This window comes from Neobacillus vireti (assembly GCF_001026695.1).
Taxonomy (GTDB): Bacteria; Bacillota; Bacilli; order Bacillales; family Cytobacillaceae; genus Neobacillus; species Neobacillus vireti.
The window spans coordinates 62474-86109 of record NZ_LDNB01000021.1 but is presented as its reverse complement, the minus strand read 5'-3'; the positions used below and the strand labels follow the sequence as shown (position 1 = coordinate 86109).

17 protein-coding genes are annotated in these 23636 nt (G+C 37.7%); 13 read left to right on the top strand and 4 right to left on the bottom strand.

Annotated elements, in window-relative coordinates:
• The first annotated feature begins 114 nt into the window (after positions 1 to 114).
• From AA980_RS24075 to AA980_RS25980, 6 genes are all read left to right on the top strand, one after another.
• A complete protein-coding gene (locus AA980_RS24075; RefSeq protein WP_047772053.1) occupies positions 115 to 1563 on the top strand; it encodes a DHA2 family efflux MFS transporter permease subunit in 1449 nt (482 codons plus the stop codon).
• Between the two features lie 71 nt (positions 1564 to 1634).
• On the top strand, positions 1635 to 2108 hold the full coding sequence (locus tag AA980_RS24070; protein WP_034724577.1) for a universal stress protein: 474 nt from the start codon (positions 1635 to 1637) through the stop codon (positions 2106 to 2108).
• A gap of 458 nt (positions 2109 to 2566) precedes the next feature.
• Complete coding sequence (locus AA980_RS24065; RefSeq protein ID WP_024029695.1) at positions 2567 to 3967, top strand: purine-cytosine permease family protein; 1401 nt, start codon at positions 2567 to 2569, stop codon at positions 3965 to 3967.
• 734 nt (positions 3968 to 4701) lie between these two features.
• Positions 4702 to 6396, top strand: coding sequence for a ribosomal protection-like ABC-F family protein (gene abc-f / locus AA980_RS28200; RefSeq protein WP_024030569.1), 1695 nt, complete (start codon positions 4702 to 4704; stop codon positions 6394 to 6396).
• 592 nt (positions 6397 to 6988) lie between these two features.
• Positions 6989 to 7696, top strand: coding sequence for a M48 family metallopeptidase (locus tag AA980_RS24055; protein WP_024030570.1), 708 nt, complete (start codon positions 6989 to 6991; stop codon positions 7694 to 7696).
• Between the two features lie 314 nt (positions 7697 to 8010).
• Positions 8011 to 9210, top strand: coding sequence for a C40 family peptidase (locus AA980_RS25980; protein WP_024030571.1), 1200 nt, complete (start codon positions 8011 to 8013; stop codon positions 9208 to 9210).
• A gap of 592 nt (positions 9211 to 9802) precedes the next feature.
• Here the strand turns inward: AA980_RS25980 and AA980_RS24045 are convergent.
• The gene (locus AA980_RS24045) at positions 9803 to 10141 is read right to left on the bottom strand and encodes a hypothetical protein (protein WP_024030572.1); all 339 of its coding nucleotides are present in this window, start codon (positions 10139 to 10141) and stop codon (positions 9803 to 9805) included.
• 84 nt (positions 10142 to 10225) lie between these two features.
• On the opposite strand from AA980_RS24045, the gene AA980_RS24040 reads away from it, so the two are divergent.
• The 6 genes from AA980_RS24040 (at position 10226) to AA980_RS24015 (ending at position 18089) form a co-directional block, all read left to right on the top strand.
• A complete protein-coding gene (locus AA980_RS24040) occupies positions 10226 to 10825 on the top strand; it encodes a hypothetical protein (RefSeq protein WP_024030573.1) in 600 nt (199 codons plus the stop codon).
• Positions 10826 to 10959: 134 nt separating this feature from the next.
• Positions 10960 to 11637 (top strand): response regulator transcription factor, encoded by a 678-nt coding sequence (locus tag AA980_RS24035; protein ID WP_024030574.1) that lies wholly within the window; start codon positions 10960 to 10962, stop codon positions 11635 to 11637.
• Positions 11634 to 12992: a sensor histidine kinase gene (locus tag AA980_RS24030; RefSeq protein ID WP_024030575.1), complete on the top strand. Its 1359-nt coding sequence runs from the start codon at positions 11634 to 11636 to the stop codon at positions 12990 to 12992. Before AA980_RS24035 ends, AA980_RS24030 begins: the two co-directional genes overlap by 4 nt.
• 303 nt (positions 12993 to 13295) lie before the next feature.
• On the top strand, positions 13296 to 16412 hold the full coding sequence (locus AA980_RS24025; protein WP_024029145.1) for an efflux RND transporter permease subunit: 3117 nt from the start codon (positions 13296 to 13298) through the stop codon (positions 16410 to 16412).
• Between the two features lie 168 nt (positions 16413 to 16580).
• On the top strand, positions 16581 to 17018 hold the full coding sequence (locus AA980_RS24020; protein WP_024029144.1) for a DUF4870 domain-containing protein: 438 nt from the start codon (positions 16581 to 16583) through the stop codon (positions 17016 to 17018).
• 159 nt (positions 17019 to 17177) lie between these two features.
• The gene (locus AA980_RS24015; RefSeq protein ID WP_024029143.1) at positions 17178 to 18089 is read left to right on the top strand and encodes a Gfo/Idh/MocA family protein; all 912 of its coding nucleotides are present in this window, start codon (positions 17178 to 17180) and stop codon (positions 18087 to 18089) included.
• Positions 18090 to 18207: 118 nt separating this feature from the next.
• Here the strand turns inward: AA980_RS24015 and AA980_RS24010 are convergent, their stop codons facing one another.
• The 3 genes from AA980_RS24010 to AA980_RS24000 all read right to left on the bottom strand — a co-directional run bounded on the left by AA980_RS24010 (position 18208) and on the right by AA980_RS24000 (position 21604).
• Positions 18208 to 19698 carry a peptide MFS transporter gene (locus AA980_RS24010; RefSeq protein ID WP_024029142.1) on the bottom strand — a complete coding sequence of 497 codons (1491 nt, stop codon included), beginning with the start codon at positions 19696 to 19698 and terminating at the stop codon, positions 18208 to 18210.
• Between the two features lie 283 nt (positions 19699 to 19981).
• Complete coding sequence (locus tag AA980_RS24005; protein ID WP_024029141.1) at positions 19982 to 21094, bottom strand: GIY-YIG nuclease family protein; 1113 nt, start codon at positions 21092 to 21094, stop codon at positions 19982 to 19984.
• A gap of 144 nt (positions 21095 to 21238) precedes the next feature.
• Complete coding sequence (locus AA980_RS24000) at positions 21239 to 21604, bottom strand: DoxX family protein (protein WP_024029140.1); 366 nt, start codon at positions 21602 to 21604, stop codon at positions 21239 to 21241.
• Positions 21605 to 21866: 262 nt separating this feature from the next.
• Here AA980_RS24000 and AA980_RS23995 point away from each other — a divergent pair, with 262 nt between their 5' ends.
• Entirely contained in the window at positions 21867 to 23636 is a 1770-nt protein-coding gene (locus AA980_RS23995) for a zinc ribbon domain-containing protein (protein ID WP_024029139.1), read from the top strand.

Here is a 23636-nt window from a genome sequence, read left to right as displayed (position 1 = left end):
CTGCGGAGTTGGATTATTGCTGATAGTAAAATCACGAAATAGCTACTTCAGCCGGAAAGCAACAAAGGGGTAAACGAATTTTAATTGAAGGAGTTTTAATAAGTGAATCAACAAATGAATACAGCGCAGAAGCAAATCAACACAGGTCAGAATCAACAAAGGAAAGCAGTCCTGAATCAACAAATCAAAACAGGCCCGATCATGGCTGCTCTATTTGTAGCAGGATTTGTCGGACTTTTTAGTGAAACGGCCTTAAATATTGCCTTAGGAGATTTAAGTCAAATATTTAGCGTTAATGCTACGACAATCGGATGGTTAGCAACAGGCTACTTCTTAACGCTAGGTATTTTAGTGCCGGTAACAGGCATATTGATGCAGAAGTTTACAACAAGACAAATGTTTCTCACCTCTATATCACTATCCCTAATCGGGACCATAATGGCTGCAGTTGCACCTTTATTTAGTCTTTTATTAGTGGCACGTGTTATTCAGGCAGCGGGATTAGCCATTGCTTTACCTTTAACGCAGAATGTTATTTTCACCATCTTCCCGCCAAATAAACGAGGCGCCGCGATGGGAGTTATGGGCTTAGTTATGTTGGCTGGTCCAGCATTGGGTCCAACCATTGCAGGTCTTATTTTAGATACATTATCCTGGCATTGGATTTTCTGGGTTACCGTACCTTTCTTACTGTTTTCTCTATTTTTCGGGATTAAGTATTTACCGAATGTGAATGAGGTTCGTAAGGTTTCGATTGATGCAGTATCGGTGATTCTTTCGACGATTGGATTCGGCGGGGTCGTTTACGGATTCAGTGTATCTGGGGATGCCGGTTGGACGAGCGCACCTGTTCTTGGATCAATCATCATTGGATTTGCAGCACTCATTCTTTTTGCCATTCGTCAAACGAAAATGGAAACGCCTATGCTGAATCTAAGAGCATTTAAGACCCCGCTTTTCGTAATTGGAGTTTTCTCAAGTTTTATCACGTTCTTCAATATGTTGTCCATGCTTGTTATTTTACCAATGTATATGCAAATGGCTTTATTAATAGCTGCATTTTCAACAGGTCTCGTCCTGCTGCCAGGAAGCTTGCTTAACTGTATATTAGCTCCAACCATTGGTCGTTTATTTGATAAATATGGACCGAAAGCGGTTATTACACCAGGAACTATTTTAGTAGCGCTTGGTTATGTATTTTATTCACAATTTGGTACAGACACAGCTTTATGGATGATTGTGGTCACACATATTGTCATGATGTTAGGGATAGGGGCGGTGCTTGCTTCTGTACAAACAAACACATTAAATTCTCTTCCAAAACAGTACTATCCAGATGGAATCGCTATTACTCAAACGGTTCAACAAGTAGCTGGTGCGATTGGTATTGCCGTAATTGTTTCGCTTTTATCAGCTAAACAAACTAGTTACCTAGCAGCTACTGCCAATGACCTGCCACAGGCAACAGCAGCCGGATCATCACTTGTCTTTACTATTAGTTTAGGATTAGCTGTGGTTAATGTCGTACTGTCTTTATTCATGAAAAAACCTAATGCTAAATAATATATAAGCAGAAGCTTAAATACTATGCCTTATCTTTTAATAGGGGTAGTATTTATAACCACATTCAATTCATGTTAGAAGGAGGATGCAAGCAGGTGGACCATTATAAAAGTATTCTAGTAGCTGTGGACGGTTCAAAAGAAGCGGAATACGCATTTCGCAAATCAATTGATGTTGCAAAACGTAACAAAAATTCAGTATTAACTATCATAAATATAATAAATACTCGTTCATTCGAAGCATATGACCGCTCAGTTGTTGAGCGAGCACAGAAGTCAGCGGAGGAACTGTTAAATGGCTATAAGTCACAAGCTGAGTATGAGGGAGTTAAAACTGTAAAGGTAATAATCGAATATGGTTCTCCGAAAACAATGATTACTGGAGAGATGGCTAACTTAGCCAAGGCGGATTTAATTATGTGTGGTGCAACGGGGCTAAATGCGGTTGAACGTTTCTTGACTGGTTCCGTTTCTGAAGCAATTGTACGGTCAGCCAACTGTGATGTTTTAGTGATTCGCAGACCTGTTTTACATGCTGTTAAATGAGAAGTATACTTTTTGAAAAAATGCATTAAAAAATTTATAATACGTAAAAATGGGCATCTATTTAAAATTGTAGATGTCTTTTTTATAATATACCCCTTAGGGCTCCAGCAATGAAATTATCCAGATATCACGGCTTGCGAATTAGGGTTATTTGATTATGTAAACTGATTGTGGTATACTACTTAAAGATTAATGATTCGTTATTCGGTTTTTTAGTTTAAATTATCCTCCAGCTTACCCTTGGCTACCTGAAATTTGCGGTTTATTCTCTCCGAAAAGTATAACCTAGATCTGATTGAAACGATCGAATGATTCTATAGCAGTGATGAAGAATCAAAAAAATCCTAATTACTACATATTGATACTTTTCAATTTTGTTGAATTATTTGATCAATATTGTATTTCTATAAATAATAAAACTATATGTGAAATTATTCACAAATGAAAGGAATGATAAAATGAGAACTGGTCAAGAAGCAGATCTCAAAGCAAAAGAAGAGATGCAGGATGATTATTCATACGATAGGGTACCAACAGAAAAAAGGAATATGGGCTGGTTTAGTATTACAAATATTACGTTTGGAATTGCAACGGCTATTTTTTACTTTCAAATGGGAAGTGTAATGGCACTACAATTCGGAGCTGTTAACGCAATCATTTCAGCTATTTATGCAATCATTGTTGCTGGGATTCTTGGAACAATCATTGCCTATTTGTCGGCTAAATCTGGTATGAATGTAAATTTATTATCTAGAGGAGGATTTGGATATATAGGCGCTTCATTAACCTCGTTCATTTATGCATCAAACTTTATCATGTATTGTGCATTTGAGGGCATGATATTAGTTGCTGCAATACATGCATTTTTCCCCGTCATACCAGTATGGCTTTTAATCATCGTCTTTGGTTCAATTGTTATACCTTTAAATTGGTTTGGTATAAAACAATTAGATAAATTGCAAAAATGGTCATTGCCAATATTCGGTGTTTTTTTGATCACCACAATTATAGTCGCATTCAATAAAACTTCCATTTACGAAGGAAGCTTTTGGTCATATATGCCTGAGGGAGTCCAAGCTGGCGGGACGGCCTTGCTGCTCTGTATAGGGATGCAGCACGGAATAATGGGCTTAACAGCCCTTCTAGCTTCAGATTATGCACGTTTCCTTAAACCTAAGGATATCAAATTAGGATCATTCATGATTGGATTTGTCCCGCAGATTTTCTGCTTTGGGGTAATGGGTGGTCTTGGTATATGGTTTGGTGTTCGTTTAGGAGAATCCAACCCGGGTGTTTACATTGTCTCACTCCTTGGCCTCGGTGGCGTTCTGTTTACCTTGTTAACTCAAATAAGAATTAATATTACCAATATATATAGTGCCTCATTATCGCTTTCTAATTTTTTCGAGAATGTGTTTAAATTTAAACCTGGCAGACGATTTTGGATTGTTGTGGCAGGGGTAATATCCATGGCCTTGATGCTTGGCGGGATACTGGATCATTTAGATACTGCGATGACGTTCCAAGGGGTGTTCCTTTTGACTTGGGCTGCTATTTTGGTTACTGATGCCTTAGTAGTGAAAAAGATATTAAAGATTGGTCCTGGTTATTATGAGGCAAGGCAAGAGAAATTGTATAAATGGAATCCTGTTGGCGTAGTGCCTTTAATTGTAGCAAGTGTTTTAGGAACAATCGCTGCATTAGGATATATGGGTACGTTCTTACAAAGTACAGCCGCCTTTTTTGCAGCAATTCTAGCCTCTATCCTTACTGTAGCTTTCGCTGTTCTAACAAAAGGAAAATATTACTGTATGTGTAAAGCTGAGAATATAAAGGAAGACGAATACATCGCATCATAGAAGGAAAAGGCAAGATATCTTGCTAGTGCCTGCAGGGAAATATGACGATCAGGAGACAACTCCGTGCCATCTTAATTGACTATTGCGACCAGATAAAGTATTTACAAAAAAAAGAAAAAGTGAGATAATAAAGAAAATTCCGAAGGAGGGAAGTAAGTTTATGGAACCAACTAATTGCTAATATTAATTAATTTTAAAATTAATATCGATTTTGTAATGAGTGTTCAATTACCTAAAAAGTTAGGTTTATTTGTTATGCTCTTATGGAATTAGGCAATTTAGAAGGTAACTTACTTTACTGAAATCGGGATCATTATTTATTGGCCAACTGGTGGCGAGGTTTATAGGCATAATAATGCGCTTTTTTGACGCGTTCATTTTTGCTTAGTTCTCCTTAAATAAATTATTTTCACCGACTATTTGAGACTGTAAGAAGAAACCATCTTCTTATGGTCTTTTTTATTTTTTGGCTGTGTTAAAGAACATTGTTGATTTTGAGCACAATGTTGATACGAGTGGAAGGAGCGAGACTCCTGCGGGAGCAGCGGGACAGGTGAGACTCCGCAGGCGCATTAGCGTCGAGTCACCGCCCGCCCCGCGAACCGCTCGCGCCTGGAACGGAAATCAACATTCACTTTTAACACAGCCATTTAATAAATAAATAGTAACTAAAGTCTTCTTTACCCTGTCCATAAAATGCGTAACTTAGATTATGGATGAAAGAAGGAAATAATATGTTAGAAATAAAATTGTATGGTGTAAAAAAATTTATGGAAGCCACGCTTGTGGTTAAAAATATAACCTTTGAAGCCTATGAAGGAGAGAAGCTAGGAATCGTGGGTGCAAACGGAAGCGGTAAGAGCACGATTCTAAAATTAATTGCAGGAATAGAACCGATGAATTACTATCCAGGTTATCCACAGACATCAAGCCCGGGATATGATGAAGGTCTTATTAACTTGCCGAGAGGAGCCACTAAGGCTTACCTCGAACAATCACCTGTATATCCTGAGGGCTTAAAAGTTATCGATGTTTTAAACTTAGCCTTTGAAGAAATTGATGACATTGAAATTCAAATGCGTGATTTAGAAGAGCAAATGAAGATCTTGCAAGATACGGTACTGGAAAAAGCATTAAAAAAGTACAGTGACTTGGTTCAATTATTTGAAGTGAAGGGTGGGTATGATCGAGAAGAAAAATTAAGCAAGGTTTGTACAGGTCTCCAATTTGAGGAGAGTTTTTTAAACAAGGATTTTGATTTATTAAGCGGCGGTGAAAAAACGACCGTTGTGCTTGGAAAGCTTTTGATTCATAATCCGGACATATTGCTGCTCGATGAGCCGACCAATCATCTGGATATGGATTCCGTAGAATGGCTTGAAGGCTACCTAAAGACCTATAAAGGAATTGTCATTATCGTATCCCATGACCGGTATTTTTTGGACAATGTAGTCACAAAGATTGTCGAAATAGAGGATATGGAATCAATCTCCTATAAGGGCAACTACTCCTCATTTATTAGTCAAAAAGAAGAGAACATCAGGATTCAGTATGAGCATTTCAGAGAACAGCAAAAAAAAATCAATACACTAGAAAACACGGTCAAGAGTTTGAGAGACTGGGCGATGAGGGCTGATAATAACAAGTTCTTCAGAAGAGCTGCCAGCATACAGAAAAGGCTTGATAAATTGGAGCGAATTGATAAACCAGTTTTTGAGAGACGGAATATGAAACTCGATTTCAAAGCGGCTGAGCGGTCTGGAAATGAGACCATCAAAGCGATTGGGCTCTCTAAAAGCTATGGTGATAAAGTTATTTTAAAAAATGCGGATGTAATGATTCGTTTTGGTGAAAGAGTAGGACTAATCGGACCTAATGGCAGCGGGAAAACGACCTTCTTAAGAGTGCTGATTGGTGAGGAGCAGTCGGACAATGGCGTTGTGGAATTAGGCGCTAATGTGAAGGCAGCCTATTTACCACAAAAAATTAGTTTTAATAATGAGAAGCTCACGGTACTAGAAGCTTTTAGGGAGGATATTTCAATACTGGAAGGGAAAGCACGGGAGTACCTGTCAAAATTTATGTTTTATAAGAGCAGCGTCTTCAAAAAAGTAAAGCATTTGTCAGGAGGAGAGAGAATCAGGCTGAAGCTGGCAATGCTGCTTTATCAAGATATCAATTTATTAATATTGGATGAACCTACAAATCATCTTGATATTGATTCCATCGAAACTCTTGAGGAAGCACTGGAAGACTTTAAAGGAACCATATTCTTTATCTCTCACGATCGATATTTTATCAATCAAATCGGTGAAAGAGTCATTGCTATAGAGGAGGGTTCCTTCAAAAGCTATCCCGGAAATTACGATTATTATAAAAGTGTTAAAGAAGAGTTAAGCCAGCAGGTTTCAAAAGAGCAGAAAAAATAAACCAGGTGGGGACAATTTAATAATACAATTGGTAACCCTTCAAACTGTTTAGTTTGAAGGGTTGCTTTGAGTGATAAGCCTATATAAGGATTTATATTTTTTCTGTATTTTCTTTAATAGTGGCGGCGATTTCTTCAAATGTTTATTTGTCATTTTTGGGGGTGTTTTTCTTATTCATTAACCTAATTACATGATCTTTGGGACTCCAGCAATTAAATTTATAGGTTGTTTTTGTTTCATAACCTAACCGGCTGCAATAGTATTTTATTCTTTCTGATTTTTTCTCTACTTTAATATGCCTGCATGTCGCACAGCAATGGAAATCGTTCATATTTAGATGCTCCTCTTTCTTAATGCTTTTGTTTTACCATATGGATTTCAACAAAAATATTCAATCACCTTTATGAAAAATAAAAAATTTTCTTTCACTTCGTGGTTTCTCAATTAAGCTGTCATTGTGTTACAATTTTTTCGGACAGCCTATTATGCTAGAGCCATGTTTTAGAAAAACGCAAACGTTAATAATCTCCTTTCAATGAGTGTAAACAAATCCAGGGGAAAACGGCAAAAAAAGGATAGTACAGGTGATGACATGATACATACCTACTCAGGTACGACAATACGTTTTGAGATAAAATACAAGAACCGAACCACCATAGGAATTTCGATAGATAGCTATGGAATTATCGAAGTCCAGGCTCCGAAAGGGACACCTGATGAAAAAGTGCTTCAGCTATTAGAGAGAAAATGGGATCTTATTCGGCAAAAAGTAAATGAAATGAAGGATAGGCTGCAAGGATCACAGGAAAAGGTCTATGAGCATGGTGAAAGCTTCCTTTATTTAGGAATCAGCTATCCTATAAAGATCTCCCAAGACATAAAGATTACGAAGGACTATGTAGTGTTTGAGGGGGAACAGCTGCATATATTCGTGAAGCAGCTCGATGATGAAAAAATAAAACAAGCTTTAAAACGATTTTATTACCAGCAATGTAAAGCATTTGTGGAAAAGAGTATCTCATTCTATCAAAGCAATTTTAAAACTAAACCACGTTCTATTCATATCTCGGATAGTAAAACTACTTGGGGAACCTGTGATTCTAAACTACAGTTAACATTTAATTGGAGGTTGGCCATGGCACCACAGGAGGTAATTGATTATGTAGTTGTCCATGAAATGTGCCATATGGTCCATCTAAATCACGACCGTTCATTCTGGCGCCTTGTTGGAAAAATAATGCCTGATTATAAGGATAAGGAAAACTGGCTGGCGTTATCAAACTGGAAAATGATAGTTTAGTAGCCCGTTAGTACCAAGATTCAAAGTCATCTAAAAAAAAGATGGCTTTTTTTATTTTTGCTCCAACAAAAACAACAATGATATGTATTCAATTAATCTAGGACAAATCGTTTATGTAATTTTGTGTTAATTGGAATTTTCTCTCCTTCTCCAATAATTTCATAAAAGTGTCGATTATTTGTCAGATATTTCTACATAAAATTACATTTATATTACATTACTGACAGATTCATTGTTTTTAGTCAATTTAGACTATAAACTAGTAATATCTTAGAATGCTGAATTAATGATAGGGAATAAGAGGAGATTTTGTTATGATAAAAAAACTAATTAAATTTACGGTATCTGCTGCCGTTCTTGCCACTATGGTTCATTCAACACCTACTTTTGCAAGTCCAGTAGATTCACCAGTAACACAAGGACAAATTGATGAGACACAAGGAAAAATCAATAACTTTGAAACAAAGATTCAACAATTAGATGACCGAATCTCTATATCAATGGAGAAAAGTGAAAAACTGAATAATCAAATTAAAACGCAACAAGAGAAAATTGAAGAAACAGAGGCTGAAATTGAAACAGCTAAAAAGTCATTAGACACTCACAAAAAGGTTTATTCTGAACGATTAAAAAGTATTCAGTTAGAGGGAAAACAGTCAATCGCTACATACGCTGAACTTTTGCTTTCTTCTAAGAATATTTCTGAGTTTTTAACTCGTTTCACTGCGATTTCTCAAATCATGGAAAGTGACACAGACTTACTAAATGGTTTAAATGAAAAGGAACAAGTGTTAAAGGCTGCAGAGGAAAAATTACAAAATGAAGTCGACAAATTAAAAAAGAGCAAAGATGAATTAGCGGTTGAACAAAAACAGATCGAAGCAGACAAAAATGAAATTGCAAAAGAATTAGCAGATACAAAAAACATCTTACAAAACCAACAGGATCAACTAGCGCAACAACAGGAGGAAGAGCGGCAGGCTGAAATCGCCCGACAGGCTGAAATCGCCAGGCAGCTTGCGGAGCAAAAGGCTCGACAGCTTGCCGAGCAGCAAGCCCGATTAGCTCAATCAACCCAACAACAGTCCAAGCCGGAATCTAAGGTTAACAAAGCTTCAAATTCTACACCATCGGCTGGAATAGCAATTCCAACTAACTCTAATGCTACTGCTAGTGCGGTCATTGCGGAAGCTAAAAAATATTTGGGAGTTCCTTATGTTTGGGGCGGGACAACGCCAAGCGGATTTGATTGTTCGGGATTCACATCGTATGTATACCGTTCAGTTGGCATTAATCTTCCGAGAGTGTCACGTGATCAGCAAAATGTTGGAACTAGAATTTCCCCGAGTCAAGTACAGCCAGGAGATTTAGTATTCAGGGGTTCCCCTGCCTATCATGTCGGTATTTATATTGGTAACGGTCAATATATCCATGCCCCACAAACGGGTGATGTAGTGAAAATTGCTCCTTATAATCCGGCTAAATTTACTAGTGCTGCTAGAGTATTGCCATAATAATAGAGATATTTGAAGTAAATAACGATTAACAATAAAGAAGAGCTGTTTTATTTAACAGCTCTTCTTTTTAATGAAAATATCAATTTTACTAGTACATTCGATACTGAAGATGCGCCGAAAGATAAGGATTTTGCCCCTGAATAAAGGCGTCAATAATTGTATATTCCTTTGGAACCTCAAATTCAGTAGCGGTATAAAAGTGTAAGCCCACTACATCCTCAAACAAGCCAGGCTTCTTCCAGGGAACAGAATAAAGTAATGAGTCACCGGATACTATATCTATTAAACCTAACTCCTTGTTTTCCTGGATCTGGTTGGAGGGATTGATATATTCTACACCGGATTTTATTTTTTCAGGTTTAAAGCTTGAGGTTTTCCACCAAATTTGTTTGGCTGTTTGATTCAGTAAAGTATATTCCGACCTTAACTGAACCTCAGTCCCTAAAGGTTTTAATCTATGTGGGCTATAATCATAATGGTGTTCCGAGATGATTAGAAATTTACGATTCCCTTCATTGACAAGCTTAAGTTGAACTCTTTCAAGGCTTGCTGTTTGCGCCCATTTCGATTCTGAATAGCTTTGTAATAATTAATTGTATTCTTTCTTTGACAAGCGGTTCTCATTTTCCCCTGTTACTTTTCTATATATGGTTTGCTCATCGACAACATTCCCGTTAATGCTTTGATAGTGGTCAATTTCCGCTCGAGTCATATGGGAAATATCAATGTCGGAAAAACCCAGCTGCTTTAAATGCTGAACCTCTTCTTTATTTTTTTCAGAAAGGTTTGAGTGGCTTGATTCGAGCTTCTCAGGATTGGTAATAACTAATCCTTGAAATGTCTGGTCAAAATAAATTAAAGCCGTATATAGAAAAAGTAACACCGTTAGTACTGTCGCCACCTGAAGAAAATTTTCTTTGGTCTCCAAATTCCCCCCTGCTTTCCATAATTTGATAGTATAATAATACCAGTAATAGTGAGAAAATTCGAGACAATTCTAGGGGGCAATGGTATGGGCTTTAGCACGATGATAGTCGGCTTTTTCTTTATTTTTTTTGATTTTAACTTTGGTAATATAAATATTCTTCCTGATTTAATTGGCTACATTTTTATATATTTTGCAGCTGTAAAGGTAATCAGCAAAATGGGAAATAAATACTTTGCTATTTTCAAGAAAACTAGCCTTCTATTAATCTACCTGAACGCATTGGATATGGTTATCAAACATTCATCTGTATTAAATGGAGTGATCAATAATCCAGTTGAGCTCCAGGGCAGGGTGTTTTTAGTTCTTTTTACAATTACTTATCTTTCTATAATGGTTTATATGTTTTTCTATCTCGCGAAGGGAATTGAACTGGCGGCGGAAGGACTAGATAATAAGTCGCTAGCTGAAAAAGCAAGAAGAGTTTTTAGACTGGTATTTATTTATTCATTGAGTATTGCAGCTGTCAACTTAACATCGATTATTTTCTTTAAGCATTCATCTCCTACTATTTCTATTGAAGGTCTTAGTGCACTTTTATTGATTATCGCGGTGATGGCTGCTCTCATCTATGTCTTTGTTCAAGTGTGCTCATTATTGAATAGGGCAGAGAACACATTCAGCTAAGGAAAAAAACAATCAATTACTAAAATACACGGATAATGTTTTCCCTTCATGCGCGTAGTATTGATATTTTCTCGAGAAAGCTACAGAATATTGAAAGATGGATATATGATTTATTTGAGGGGAGCATCTGGATAATGAAGCCGACGATTTTAATTGCCGATGATGATTCGAATATTCGCATGGTGACGCAGCTTTATTTGGAGAAAGAAGGGTTTCATACCGCTATCGCTTGTGACGGTGCGGAAGCTATCAACATGTTAGAAACAGAGAAGATTGATTGTGCCGTTATTGACCTAATGATGCCCAATATAGATGGCTGGCAGCTGTGTGAAAAAATAAAAACGTATTTTGAGATTCCTGTTTTGATGTTGACTGCAAGAGCAGAAACGGAAGATATCATCAAAGGATTTCAGCTTGGTACCGATGATTATCTTACAAAGCCATTTCATCCCGTTGAGCTAGTTATGCGGGTAAAGTCGCTTTTAAAAAGGTATCGTGTGATAGGCGCGGGAAACTTACAATTTACTAACATCTCCATTGACGGCAGCAGTTATAAAGTGAAAATTATGGATGAAGTGGTACCGCTGCCAGCTAAACAATTTGAATTATTGTATTTGTTAGCAAGCTATCCAGGAAAAATTTTTACTAGGGATCAGTTGATTGAAAGAATTTGGGGACTCGAATATGAAGGTGATGAAAGAACGGTTGACTCCCATATTAAAAAGCTGCGCAGGCAATTCAAGGAATATGAAGACCAGCTCCAAATTGTAACGGTCAGGGGACTTGGATATAAAGTAGAGATCCTATCATGATCAGGTCTATTTATCTAAAAAATATACTGAACTATTTTTTTGTGATTATCGTCTCATTAATTCTTTCATTCGTAATCACATTTTTCATTTATCAAAAGCAAGTCATTCAAATGCGCGAAGCCGAAACAATCCAGCAGGGGAAGGGAATTATTACTTTATATCAACGATTGGGTGAAGCGGGGTTTAACGAATATGTGGGGAGCCTCACTACCATACCTTATGAAATATATGTTTATAATCTGAATGGATTAGTAACCAAATCACCACAAGCTTCCCAAACAAGTGGATTTGATCAAAAAAACATTGATTATGTCCTTGATGGCGGTGTGTATCGGAATCTATCAGATTCTGGTTCACATCATAAATTGATTGGACTGCCGTTTGATGATAAGAATGAACGGTTGGCCTTGTTCATAAAGCCTAGTCTGAAGGAACAATTTAGTCAGATTCGGAAAATATTATATACGGCGCTATTACTCGTCCTCTTCTTGGGTATTTCGCTTATTTTGGTTACGACGCGCTTTTTGGTAAAACCGATCGTTCGTGTGACCAATGCGACAAAGGAATTAGCAAAAGGAAATTTTCAAATCCGTTTACCGATAAAAAGTAAAGATGAAATTGGTGAACTTTCGAAAAGCTTTAATTTCATGGTTGAGGAACTTGATAAAACGGAACAAATGCGTAAGGATTTTGTTGCGAATGTGTCACATGAACTGCAGTCTCCGCTTACAGCAATTAGGGGGATGGCCATTGCTTTAAAAGATGGTGCGGTCGAGCGTGAGGAAGAAAAGCATTATTTTGCTTTGATTGAACAAGAAAGTGAACGACTATCAAGTTTAACGAAACAACTGTTGAACTTATCCTCGCTTGAAGCAAACCAATCACCGTTTCACCCGAAACAATATCGTTTGGATCGACAGCTGCGGAATCAGATTGTGGCGATGCAATCATTATGGATCGAAAAAAAGCTTGAAGTTGATTTCGACATCCCCGAGCTTAAGGTTTTTGCCGATGAAAGTTTAATGAGTCAGGTGTGGAGTAATTTATTCGCAAATGCTATCAAGTATAATCGGATGAATGGAACGATTACAGTAAGGGGATTTGAGGTTGATGACGATGTCGAGATCGTGATAAGTAATTCCGGAGCCGGGATTCCTCAAAATGATTTACCGCATATTTTTGAGCGGTTTTATCGCGTCGAGAAGGCACGTACGAGAACAACAGAGAGCTATGGACTGGGCTTGGCCGTGGTGAAACGGATTATTGAGCTTCATAACGGTGGAATCTCGGTAACTAGTGTTGAGAGACAGGAAACAGTTTTCATGGTTCGGTTAGCAAAACAGGGAAATTTATGATAGATGATAATAAGAGCAGGCCGAATTCGGTCTGTTATTTTTTTTGAAAAATAAGAAAGTATAAGCTTTTGACTTTGAGAATTGTCTAGCTTCAGCGCCCTAGCGGCTAGTGTCCTTCGCGCTCCGCCCTACGATAAGTCAACATCGAATCGCTACGCTCTTCGTGTTTCCTTTATCTCAGTTGGAGCGCTCCAGGCCATACGCCGCTGAACAGGGCGCTTACGCTTTTCTTGATTAGGCCACATTCAGGACACAAAACTAGTATATTCTTTGATTATTATCATCGAAGAAGGAGTGTTTGTTTTGAGCAACTTAATTAAGTTAAGCTTGAAAAATTCAGTGGCGATCCTCTTGCTTGTGATTCTCGTGATTGCCAGCGGCGTCTATTCTACTAATAAAATAAAAGTAGAAACGTTTCCGAATGTTACATTTCCAGCCCTATTTGTTCAGGCATCTTATATGGGCCATTCAACGCAAGAACTGGAAGAGCTGCTGACAAATCCAATTGAAGACAGTATAAAGCAGCAAAAAGGATATGACACGTTAACCAGTACTTCCAGAAACAATGCGGCGACAGTAACCGTTAACTATCCTTACGGAACAGATATTGATAAACAAAAGACAAAGCTTGAAGAAGTCATAAGTAAGCTAAAGGTGCCGGAAGGGTCAAAGGTTGAGGTTAAACAAATTGATATCGGCGGTCAAGCCGTCTATCAGGCTGCGATTACGGCTGATAAAACAACACAGAATATCCAATCATTAATAGAAAGTGACCTTGTTCCAACACTTGAAAAAGTACACGGAGTCGGAACTGTAACGCTTCAAGGGGCGAAACAGCAGAAGGTTTCCATCGAGCTTAATAAAGAGCAAGCTAAAGAATATGGCATTACCTTACAAAATGTGAAAGACGCCATTCAATTGAAAAATTATAAAGTTTCCCTTGGCCAAGTAAAAAACAGTGGAATAAATATCCCGCTAGAGATGGTAGGGGAAATTAAAACCCTTGATGAGATAAAAGGCATTGAAATCACAGTTGGACAAGCTAACCTTTCACAAAATGAGATGAAAAATGGAGGTTCCTTACAACAGCAAAGCGGCTTAAATCCGTCGCAGCAAGTCGTTCCGCAGCAAACGAAAGTAAAGCTTTCAGATATCGCTGAAGTTAAAATAACAGCGAATCAGGAAGAAATTTCTCGCTTCAATGGAAAGGATAGCTATCTAATCTCTGTGACAAAGACACAGGATGCCAATACAGCGGAAGTCGTCCAGAATGTAAAAGATAAAATCAATACTTTTAAAAAGGATAACCATTTAACGCTATATACCGTGCAGGATCAAGGAAAAGAAGTGGAATCATCGATTTCTTCACTTGTTAAGGAAGGTGGTTACGGTGTACTGTTTGCTGTGTTGATTATTCTGCTGTTCTTACGTAATATCCGTGCAACCTTAATTGCGGTCGTTTCGTTACCGTTATCGATTTTGACTACGATTTCACTTTTGCATCAATTTGACTACACCTTAAATATTATGACCCTAGGAGGAATGGCGGTTGCCGTCGGCCGAATAATTGATGACAGTATTGTCGTCATTGAAAATATTTTCCGCTGGCGTCAAGAACAGGGAGATAGACTAAGCATGAAGCAAGTAGCACTACATGCGACGAAAGAAGTGTTTGGAGCGGTTACATCATCAACTCTTGCAACACTTGTCGTCTTTTTGCCAATTTCTTTTGTTGGCGGGATTATTGGAGAGATGTTTCGGCCATTCGCACTCGCGGTGGTGTTTTCAATCTCTGTTTCCTTAATTGTTGCCATCATCTTAATTCCGGTCTTAGGAAGCATGTTCTTTAAGAAAGTGAAACATGTCGAGAAGAAAAGCTGGTTAGCGGAGCTTTACGAGAAGCTGTTAAGAGCAGCATTTCGAAAAAAAGGAATTGTCATTGCTTTATCGATTCTTCTGTTAATCGGTTCATTCGCGCTAATTCCTAAACTAGGGATTTCCTTCCTGCCTGCAAGCGAATCAAATGCTATGCAAGCAGATGTCACAGTTCCAAGTACACTGAGTCTTGAACAAATGGATACTGTAGCAAAGAATGTGGAGTCTTTTTTGAATAAACAACAAGCGATTGATTACAGTCAAGTATCAATTGGTATGTCAAATGGGCGTGCCATGCTAATGGGTGGCAGCAATAATAAAATTAAACTGTTCATTCAATTGAAAAAAGGCGAAAAAGTAAATGATTTCTTAACTACGTATCAAAAAAATATTGAAGAAATCGTGCAGAAGGAATATCAAGATTCTACTGTGACAGTGAGCGAAACGCAAAAAGGCGGACCGCCGTCAGGAAATACGATTGATATTCAACTATATAGTTCAGATTTAGCGAAGCTAACGGATGCGTCAGATAAAGTGACGTTATTATTAGCGAAAAACAATCAGTTGAAAAATATTACTAGTAACCTCGGTGATGATCAAACGAAATGGCAGCTTGTGATAAGTGATAATGGAGAAAAAGCCGGTGTTCAGTATCTTCAGCTTATGCAAGCCATTCGCGAGTATTTGTCGCCCGTCACGGTTGGTGAATACGAATTAAACGGAAATACGGAGGAAGTCACTTTAAGCTATGATAAAAAAATGACTTCTAAAGAGGATATTGAAGCGATTGAAATTAAAACGCCGGCAGGTTTGAAAAAAGTAAGTGATGTAGCTTTAATCAAAGAAATGAAGGTTCCAACTACTTTGTATCATGATGATGGTAAACCACTTGTCAAAGTGTCTGCCGTGATTAATGGAAACGACACTGCTAGTGTAACAAAGGAAGTTAAAAAAGATGTCAATGCCTTGTCATTACCGAGTGGAGTCGATATTCAATATGGCGGCGGGTTAAAAATGATCCAGGATGGTTTTTCTAATATGGGAATTGCCATGGGAGCAGCCATCGGCCTTGTGTTCTTAGTCCTGAGTGTGACATTTGGCGGCATATTGACACCGATTGTCATCCTATCCTCGTTGATTTTCGTGCCAATTGGGGCTCTCGGCGGGTTATTAATCAGCGGACAGCCGCTTTCAATGAGTGCGTTAATTGGAATGCTGATGCTTATAGGTGTAGTGGTTACAAATGCCGTTGTGCTCCTCGACCGAGTGGAAGCAAATCGAAAAAATGGAATTGAACTTCAAGAGGCAGTCGTGGAGGCAGCGAAGACGCGTCTACGGCCGATTCTAATGACGGCATTCGCGACCATTTTTGCTCTTGTCCCGCTGGCAATGTCAACATCAGAATCATCAGGGTTAATTTCAAAGGGGCTAGCCGTTACGGTAATCGGAGGTTTAACAACATCAACATTGCTAACCCTTATCTTTGTCCCGGTCTTCTATACACTTGTCGGCAAGTTTAGAAAGAATTTAACCTCAGAACTTTAATACAGGTTCTGAGTATATCTAAGGAAGAGACACATAGATGTAGTTTAAATTAAGGCGCCTAATAGGTGCCTGTTTTTTTTATCAATGGGACAAGGAAAAACTTGGCACAAAGATACATAAATATTAATAAACTAGAGTGGACTATTAAAATAACTGGAGGTGTTTTTTATGGTTTGTAACAAATGTGGTAAGCAGCTTGCGGAGAATGCAAAGTTCTGCGACGGATGTGGTGCAGCATTAAACAACGATCCGCAGACGGAGCAGCAAGCTGCGGCTGCGAAAAAAGAGGATCAGGATAATAAGGTGATTTTCGTGCTCTCGTATCTAGGGATCTTATTTTTCTTGCCGCTTGTTGCTTGCCCTAATTCTAAGGTGGGACGTTTTCATGCGAATCAAAGTCTAGTCCTGTTAATTACTGCAGTTGGCGGACAGATTGTTTTCTCGATTATCTCAGCTATGCTGTGGCAATTATGGATCATTATGTCTTTAGTTTCTTCTTTATGGGGTCTGGCATTATTCGCTTTGATGATTATTGGAATGGTAAATGCCTATAAAGGCGAACAAAAACCGCTGCCAATTATCGGCAATATAAAAATTTTAAATTGAATGAATTTGCCCAGTATTAGATGAGCAAAATGCAAGCAAAGCGCAATAAATGAAAGCTGTGTGGATGCAGGTGATCCCACAGCTTTTATTATTGGTAGTTCAAGTTCCAAAGGTGTATGGTAAAGATGGAGTAATTGCGAAAAGAAATGGGGTTTTTCAATGATTAAATTTGGGGTTATCGGACTTGGGGATATTGCGCAAAAGGCCTATCTGCCTGTCTACGGCAGTATGAAGGATGTTGAATTTCATTTTTATACAAGAAATCAAGAGAAGCTAAGGTGTATTGGCGGGCAATACCGTTTTGATCATCTTCATTCTGATTTTGAGTCATTAGTCGAAAGCGGCATTGTTGGTGCTTTCGTCCATTCGGCGACATCTTCCCATGAAGATATTGCTCAACGGCTCCTTAACCGTGGTATTCATGTTTTTGTCGATAAACCGATTACTGACCATTTTGAGGGCGCGAAAAGACTTGTCGAACTAGCAGAAGAGAAAGGTCTTATTCTGATGACTGGATTTAATCGTCGATATGCACCTTCCTACGGGAAATTGAAGGAAGTTGCCAATCCAAATATGGTGCTTGTCCAGAAAAACCGCAAAGGTCTTCCGGGTGAGCCAAGGACCTTTATTTTTGATGATTTCATTCATGTCGTAGATACGCTAAGATATTTATTTCCACATCCAATTGAGGAGCTTCTCGTGAATGGCCGTATGGAAGGCGACACACTTTATCATGTGGTCATCCAGTTTATCTCTAAAGGGGCAACAGCAGTCGGGATTATGAATCGTGATAATGGGACGAACGAAGAAATTGCCCAGGTCATGGGTCCAATGGAGAAAAGAACCGTTTCTAATGTCTCCCAGCTGATGATTTCAAAAGACATGGAAAATATCCAGGTCCGGGGCAGTGACTGGGAATCAACCTTAAGGAAACGTGGCTTTGAGCAAATGGTTGCGAATTTCATTCAAGCTGTTCAAACAAATAGCTTGCCGATGATCACAGCTGCGGACGCATTAAAGACCCATGAAATCTGCGAAAAAATCATAGCAAAATTGACTGAGAATAACTAATTTTGTCTTAGTTGAATAAGTAAAAGTAAGGAGTGGATTGCGGACGGACTGTATAATGCCAATTAAAAAGGTGCCAGTCTCCATCCTTTCGACGGAGGCAGGCACCTTTTTTCTTTTCTTACCGAACACCCTTCATGAAGGTTTGAATCTTTGGTGATAGCATAAATAACAAAATTCCAAGCGCGATGGAGGCTCCGCCGATAACACCAAAATAAGTCATTTCAGTTTCGGGTTTATAAAATCTAACGAGTTGTGCATTGAGCCCTTGTGCAGCAGCATTTGATAAGAACCATAAGCTCATCGTTTGTGCTGAGAAGGCAGCAGGTGCTAATTTTGTAGTTGCTGACAAACCTACAGGTGATAATAATAATTCCCCGAAAACACAAACTAAATAACTAAGAACAAGCCACAAAGGATTTACTAAAGAATTTGAACCGCCAAAATAAGCTGGCAGTAAAATCACTAAGAATGACACCCCTGAGAAAAGCAGTGCGTACGAAAACTTTTGTGGAATCGTTGGCTGGCGTTTCCCCAACTTTACCCATAACCAGGCAAATATAGGTGCAAAAATAATGATAAATAATGGGTTTAATGATTGAAACCAGGCAGGAGAAATATGGATTCCTGCAAAGTCTAATTGCGTACGTTTATCTGCATAATTGGCAAGAATAGTGGAGCCTTGCTCTTGAATCGACCAAAACATAACCGATGCAATAAATAATGGTATATAAGCAAGAATACGCGAACGTTCGACAGCAGTTGTTTTCGAGCTTTTGTACATGACAACAAAATATATAATTGGAATCAAGAAACCAAGAATGGTAACTAAATTGACAAATCCCTTAAATGTCAGTAGTCCGTTAGGGATTAAAATAGCACAAACAATCGCAAGAATTACGACACAAATGCCAAAAATAGTAAAGGTTTTTTTCTTTTCAGCTGGTGACATTGGATTTGCAATGATTGTACCAGCAAGTCCAAGGTTTTTCTTCTTTGTTAGAATAAAAATGACTAGTCCCAAAAACATACCAACTGCGGCAATACCGAAACCAATGTGGAAGCTATAGTCCATTACTGCTCCAACAATTAGTGGAGAGATAAATGCCCCCATGTTAATCCCCATAACGAAAATGGTAAAACCTGCATCACGACGATTATCTTGTTCACTGTAAAGTTCACCGACAACGCTAGAAACGTTTGGCTTAAGCAATCCTGTACCAAGGACAATCAATACCATGGATACGAAGAACATGCTGACACTTCCAGGAATGGCGAGGACAATGTGTCCAAACATAATCAATACTCCGCCGTAAAACACTGCCCTCGATGTACCGAAAACTCGGTCAGCTAACCAGCCGCCAATAATTCCGGACATATAAACAAGTGATCCATAAATGGACATGATAGAAAGTGCAAGGGTTTCGTCAATCCCTAATCCACCTTTGGAGACTTCGTAGTACATATAGAATACAAGAATGGCCCGCATTCCATAATAGGAAAAACGCTCCCAGAACTCCGTAAAGAAAAGTGTGAATAATCCTTTAGGATGTCCAAAAAATCCTGTTTGCGGAACACTATCCACAATTTTCTGCCTATTTAAATTTGACATAATCCAACCTCCTCTTATTATTTTATAATACTTATTGGGGTTTTGAATTGTCAAAACTAATTTTTTGGTAATTAAATATTAAGCGCTTACAAACGTTGATTTTACTAGGGTTTTGGGGAATTTATTAAAAAAAAAGAAAGTTTTTTTGAAATAGTAAATTAATTCCAAAATAGCTAATTATTCAGTCTAAATAGATAAATAGATTTAGTAATATGTAAAATATTAGAATATTTTTGGGAACAGGAAAAGCCCTTCGTCAGATTTGTAAACGAGGGCTTTATTATTATGAGAGAAGAGTGTTTTTTTCTAGCCTTGTTTTCAGTTTAACCAAGGTTTTGGTTATGCCTTCAGCTATTCTGGCAGAATCCCTTGTTTTAATCCATTTTTGCGGAAACATTTGATAACTGCAATTACTGCTTTTTAAATGGCTATGGATAATCTGGGCTTTGTCGATATCATTCCTGCTAACTTTTTGCGGTAAATCGTGTACCTTAGGGTTAAAATTGGTCAAAATAGCGATCTTTATCTGATCAACCAGCAGTTCCAAATTTGTGTTCGGTAACAAATATTTCTGGCTAAATAGAACTTTGTTTCCTTTAATAAGAAACAGTTTAATAGTTTCATCTGTTAACGGTTCTATGATGGCGATATTTTTATTTGCTTCAGTGAAATCAATAATCTGTTCTTTTTTGACTAGAAAGTTTATCACTTCGAGGTAATTTCGATATTTCGCAGCAGTTTCAAAATCAAATCGCTCTGATGCCAGTAACATTCTTTGTTTGATTTCTTCAAGAATACTTGTATCGGTACCTTTCAGCAAAGCGATGATTTTATTTAATATGTTATTGTATTGGGCAATTGCTTGAGGAGCACCAGTGCACATCCCAATACACAATCCTAAGGAAAAATTCAAACATGGACTGTTCTTATTTGCAGAACTGCTGCAGCTTATTTGATAGAATTCCTTAATTCCTTGAACGGCTTTTTCTACTGAATGTTTGCTGGGAAACGGTCCAAATGATAGATAGCCCTTTTTTTCGGGACTATTGCTTACTATTAGTTTTCGCATGTCTTCGTTCAAATCAATCAGGATATAGGCATATGATTGTGGATTTTTCATTTTTTTATTAAATAATGGTTTCATTTCCTGAATTAATTCACATTCCAATAAAAATGCTTCAAATTCTGTATCTGTGAGGATAATTTCAAAATCGTTTATGTTTGCTTGCAGCTTTTTTATCTTTTGCGAGTGGGCTTTAGAGTTTTGAAAGTAGGTCTGTACTCTGTTTTTTAGATTTATTGCTTTCCCCACGTAAATGATTCTAGCAGAAGAATCTTTCATCAGGTAAACACCAGGTGATGCAGGCAGGTTTTTTACCTTTTCTTTTATATTCATAGGAATACTTCCCTTCCTATAGCTTAAATCTTTTTCATTTTACCACAAAGAATGGAATCTGCAGCAAAACGTCAAAAGACCATCCTAGAAAAACTGCCTTGTTAACAGTGCAGTTTATAGAATGGTCCCTTTTTTTCATTCTTCTTATTTTGGATGTCGTTTATATAGAATTATTAGTAAAGCTAACATAACAATATCTAACCGAGCGTTAAAAGCGAATTGAACAAAGCCAGTGTGCAGCGTTGGAATTTTTGTTAATAGAAGGGCTGCAATCATAATGGCGATCAAAGGGATTACTGCGTTTTTAACCGCTTTATTAACCAGTATTAGAATTCCACACCCTACTTCCAGTAATATTACAAGCTTAAGCATGATTTGTGGATATGGAAGTCCTAAACTCATAAAACCATTAGCTAATTCAGCACTTACTAATTTCATCAATCCTGAAGTAATAAAAACATATGCGACAGCATATCGGATAAGTTTATCCGAAGCGAAAGAAGTGTTCATAGGGCCCTCCTTTGTAAAAACTGTATGCACTAATAGGACAAACAAGTACTTAAATCTATGAAATGTAGCAAACCTATTTCACACCTTAGGAATTTTTAAAAAGGACGGTCATTCGCCAAAATTAGGAGTTTTATATCGTAAGGATTGTCTATTTTTGTCGAATCTATGGTGAAATAGTCCATCTTCTCTTATGATGTAAAAGGGAATGAAAGGAAATAATGCTACATAAGTAATAAATAGAGAGAAATAAGGGGGAAATGAAATGAAGTTTTGCGGAAATTGTGGAAAGGAACTTTCAGGTGCAGGGAGGTTCTGTAATTCTTGCGGCGCGCCGGTTGAACAAATGGAGGAAACAGCTTCTTCATTAGAATATGTTGAGACTAGAACCAAGCCAAAATTCAACTTCTCTAAAAAATGGGTATTAATCACAATTGCTGCCTTGGTATTAATCGGCGGGGGAACAGCAGTGGGAATGTTTTTCTTAAATAATAGCCCAAAAGAGCTTTTCTTACTTTCCGAGTACAACTCATATCAGCAAATGGCTGACGATTGGAATGCATTGTATGGGGATGATTTGGCATTCCAAGAAAAACTGCTTGAAAGTCCATCTAGTTCAGAGATTAAGCTTTCTGGAAATCTAGATATTAATGAAGGAAATATGAGTTACCAAGAAGAAATGTTACTAGAATTATTAAAGCAGTCAGCAATTACGATTAAAACAAATCAAAATCCAATTAAACAAGCAAGTCATTCTACAGTTGCTCTAAATATCGATGGAACGAAAGCATTGGATGTTGAGTATGTACAAACCAAAAAACAGGCCGGTCTTAAAATACCGAAGATATACGACCAATTTTTTTACTTGAACTTTAATCAATATGGCGAGTTCATGAGGATGGTTAATCCATATTATCAAGGGCCAGAGACACTTGAGTTAAATAATTTACAATGGAAAGAACTAAAGCTGAGCGAGAAAGAAAAAGAAAGCTTGACAAAGCGATATTCGAAATTCCTGTTAACGGCAATGAAAGAGGAAAACTTTACGCTAAAAAAAGGAGTTAAGTTTGACCATGAAGGCGAATCCCTTTCCTTACGGGAAATTACCTTTCAACTTTCTCCAGAAGAAACGAACGCTTTCATGAACAGCTTTTTAGATCAATTAATAAAAGATGATGAGTTACAAAAAATAATGACAGACCGGGTTGTGAAAGTTGCTAAAGCCGCTTCGTTAGAAGACCAGGTCGACAAGGATTTAACAGATAAAGCAAATGTGAAAAAAGAGCTTATTTCCAGCTTAAAAGAAATGAAAAAAGCAATGAACCGGCTTAACTATCCAGACGGTTTAAAATATGTCTTATTAATTGATAAAAACAAACAAATCATTGACCGAAAAATCAACTTTGCTGTTGGCGAAAATAAAGAGTTTGCTAAGTTTGCCATCGAGACAAAACATGTCCCTCTGAGCAATAATAAGACATTTGAAGAAGTAAGTATCGCGATAGCTCCAGAGGATGCAGCGGAAGGAAAAATGGAACTTCGCTATACCAATACGATTACAAAGGATAAAGATCTAAGAAAAGAAAACTTAAAAGTGTTATTCACGTTCGAAAATCGTGGAGACGTTAAATCAAAAGCGGATTTCACTATGAACTCATTATTTAAAGGAAAGAGCGCAAATAAACAAACAGTTGAAAGAGATTTTAATCTTCGACTGGGAGGAAATGAATTTCAGGATGTGCCGGCTTTCAAGGGAAGTATTTATCAAACAAAAGATATTAGTTTGAAAGATAAATATTCCAAACAAAATTTCGATATTAAGCTAAATGTTCAAGACAAGTTCTCACCTGGAACCATTTCTCTCACAGTGGATTCAAAAACGAATATAAAAGATACTATTAAACTTCCAAGTTTAAATGCGGCAGAGGGAAAAAATGTAGCTGAATTAACAGATGATGACATTGATGAGATCCTCTTTGAAGTGGAAAACAGTATGGAAGGGATACTGGAGGATTTCGGGCTAGCTGATTACTAG